Consider the following 2,952-nt stretch of genomic DNA (forward strand, 5'->3'; position numbering starts at 1 on the left):
GCCCTCGTCGCGAGCCACTCCGGCACCTCCGGGGACCGCGCGTCCTGCTCGCCGGGGCGGACGTGGCCGCACCGGCCGCGCGGTCCCCGGAGGTGCCGGAGTGGCTCGCGACGAGGGCCGCCGGGACGGCGAGGGCCACCACCGCGGCGGCCGCGAGGGCGACGACGAGGCGCTTGCCCCGCGCGGACGGGGCTGCCCGCTCCGGCCCGGAGACCTCCTCCCCCTCCACCTCGGCCGCTTCACCCGCGCCGGACGCGGCCGGAACGGGGGAGCTCTGCGCCACCGGCGCGGGAGGGCCCGGGCGGGCGTGCCCGCCGCCGGACCGCGGGCCGTCTCCGGCGGCGGACGCGGCGGCCGAGCGGGGCTCCCCGTCCGGGCCGGAGCCCGCAGCCACGGCCGGCTCACCACCCGAGGCGGAGCCCGTGCCCGGAGCCACGGACGGCACCCCGTCCGGGCCGGAGCCCGTGGCCGCCGAAGGACCGGCCTCCGCCGGCCCCGTACCCGTCGATCCGAGGCCCGTCGGACCGGCCTCCGCCGGCCCCGTACCCGTCGATCCGAGGCCCGTCGGACCGGCCTCCGCCGGCCCCGTACCCGTCGATCCGAGGCCCGTCGGACCGGCCTCCGCCGCCGGGCCGGGAGCGGCTCCGGAGGCGGACCCGTCCCCCGGGACCGCCGCGGTTCCCGGACCGGAACCGGACGCCGGGCCGGAAGCAGGCACCGCGCCCGCGCCCGTCGCCGGCCCCGGCCCCGGCCCTCCGGACGCCACCGGGCCCGGACCGTGGTGGCCGGTCGCGGCTGGAGCGGCGCCCCGTGCCGCCTCCCGGGCCCGCAGGCGCGCCTCGTCCGCGAGGATCCACCGGCGGTGGAGCGCCAGCAGTTCCTCGCGCTCCGCCGCGCAGAGCCGGGCCAGCCGCTCCACCACCGCGAACTCCGCCGGTACGGCATCGCCGTTGCAGTAGCGGTGCAGCGTCGAGGTGCTGACGTGCAGCCTGCCCGCGAGCACTCCGTAGCTGTGCCCCGAACGCTCCTTCAGCCGCCGCAGCATCGCCGCGAACTCCTCGGCCTCCGGCGTCGTCGCCACCTGCCACTCCCCCTCGTCACGCTGTCCCGGGTGTCCCCGCGTCCCGGAACGGCGTTCCAGGCAAAGGCTTTTCGCCCAGCTCAGCGTACTCGCGGCCGTTCCACCGTCCCTCATGGTCCGCGGCGCGTTGCGGCCGGAACACGCCGCCCCGCACGCTGTTGATCACACCGCACAGCCCGACGGGACACCAGCCATGCGACCCAGCCTGCGCGACCTGTTCGTCGACCTCACGGCCGTGCTCGTGGTGATCGCGTCGACCGCGATCGTCACGCACCTCCTGCGCGGTCCGTGACCACGGACCCGCCGACCGCACACCACCGCTTCACCTGATCACGGGGAGAACCACCATGCGCATCAACCGCATCCGCACCGCTTCCGCCGTCGCCGCCACGCTGCTCGCGGCACTGTCCCTGACGGCCTGCCAGGGCGAGGACACGGCCGGCGACTCCACCGCGCCCGCGGCGAGCACCCCGCCGAGCGCTCCGGCGGACGGTCCCGCCGAGCAGCCGGCCGCGCCGTCGGGCTCCCCGTCCACCGCGCCGGACGCGTCCGGCGACGGCAAGGAGTCGGGCGGCGCCGGCGACGGCAAGGAGTCGGGCGGCACGGGCGAGGGCAAGGGCTCCGGCGGCGGTTCGTCCGCCGGCGGCCCGGGGGATGCGCCGGCCTCGTCCACCGCCTGCACCGGCGCCACCACCAAGGTCACCTACAGCCCGGTGTCCCGGCCGCTCAACCACGCGATCCTGACCGTCACCAACACCGGCTCGGCCCGCTGCGACGCCTATTTCGCCCCGCTGCTGCGGTGGAGCGACGACCAGCAGTCGCCCACCGCGATCGTCCAGGAGAGCAAGCCGCAGGCGGTGGTCTCCGTCGAGCCCGGCGGTTCGGCCTACGCCGCCGTGATGCTGGCCTCGGCCGACGGCAGCGGACGCAACGGCATGGAGCCCGCGACGCTGGAGGTGCTGTTCCAGCCGCGCAGCGGGGAGGGCTCGACCGGTGCACCGGTCACCCTGCGGCTGCCGGCCGGGACGTACGTCGACGACTCGGCCCGCGTCACCTACTGGCAGAGCTCGATGGACGACGCCCTCGGTCACTGACCCGGTCCGCCCCGTGCGTGAGGCGCCCCCGGTCGGACCGGGGGCGCCTCACGCACGGGGTGGTGGGCGGCCGCCGTCGCCCTCGTCGACCCTGTTCGACGGCGGCCGCCCCTGGAACGCCGCCGGGACCCGCTGCCCGGCTCCTCACCGCAGGAGCTCGTGCGAGGGCCTTCCGGCGGCGTCGTCGATCTGCTCGTGCGCCCTCTGGAGCAACTGCGAGGCGAGGTCCATCAAGGCGCGTGCGCCCGCGATCTCCTCGCCGACCATGAGTTGCGGCTGGTCGGAGCGGTGGCGGTTGGCGTTGCCGTGGCCCCGGCACTCCGTACCGTCGCCGAGCCTCACCATGGCGGCCGCCCTGGTCCGGTCACCGTCCTCACGGAACTCCATCTCGATGTGCCATCCGACGAGTGTCTGCATGCGGATCACCTCCGGCGTCATCCCTTCCAGGGTGCGCCGCGCGCCTGCTGATCGCGAGCGCTCAGGGGGCGGGGGATCCGCACCCGCGTCGCTCTGCCCCTCCGGCCCTCCCCCGGCTGGGGGGTGCCGCCGCCACCGCAGGTGTACGGATCCCAGTACCAGGTGCTGATCGTCGGGGAGTAGCCCGGATTGTCGTGCTCGGCGATGTAGTAGGCGCCGTTGTACCTGACAACGTTGCCAGCCGTGTACCAGGCGCCCTGCTGCCAGTTGGGGGCCGTGTCGCACGGGGAGGCGGCGGACGCGGACGGCGTCAGGACGACGGCGAGGCCCATGGCGACGAGGATCGCCGTCAGCAGGGCC

General features: G+C 76.4%; 3 protein-coding genes and 1 pseudogene. 1 reads left to right on the top strand and 3 read right to left on the bottom strand.

What is annotated here, in order from left to right:
• Positions 1-1,081 (bottom strand): transcriptional regulator (locus EAO77_RS40940; protein ID WP_261994349.1); only part of this gene is annotated, 1,081 nt, incomplete at its 3' end.
• Positions 1,082-1,428: 347 nt separating this feature from the next.
• Here EAO77_RS40940 and EAO77_RS37900 point away from each other — a divergent pair.
• Entirely contained in the window at positions 1,429-2,175 is a 747-nt protein-coding gene (locus tag EAO77_RS37900) for a DUF4232 domain-containing protein (RefSeq protein ID WP_147992800.1), read from the top strand.
• A 144-nt stretch (positions 2,176-2,319) separates the two neighbouring features.
• On the opposite strand, the gene EAO77_RS37905 is transcribed toward EAO77_RS37900, so the two are convergent.
• Both EAO77_RS37905 and EAO77_RS37910 read right to left on the bottom strand, forming a co-directional pair.
• Positions 2,320-2,592: a DUF1876 domain-containing protein gene (locus tag EAO77_RS37905; RefSeq protein ID WP_147992801.1), complete on the bottom strand. Its 273-nt coding sequence runs from the start codon at positions 2,590-2,592 to the stop codon at positions 2,320-2,322.
• A gap of 17 nt (positions 2,593-2,609) precedes the next feature.
• Positions 2,610-2,952: pseudogene (locus tag EAO77_RS37910) on the bottom strand (hypothetical protein); the annotation flags it as partial.

Origin of the sequence: Streptomyces sp. T39 (genome assembly GCF_008042045.1) — a bacterium.
In the GTDB taxonomy this organism is placed as follows: domain Bacteria; phylum Actinomycetota; class Actinomycetes; order Streptomycetales; family Streptomycetaceae; genus Streptomyces.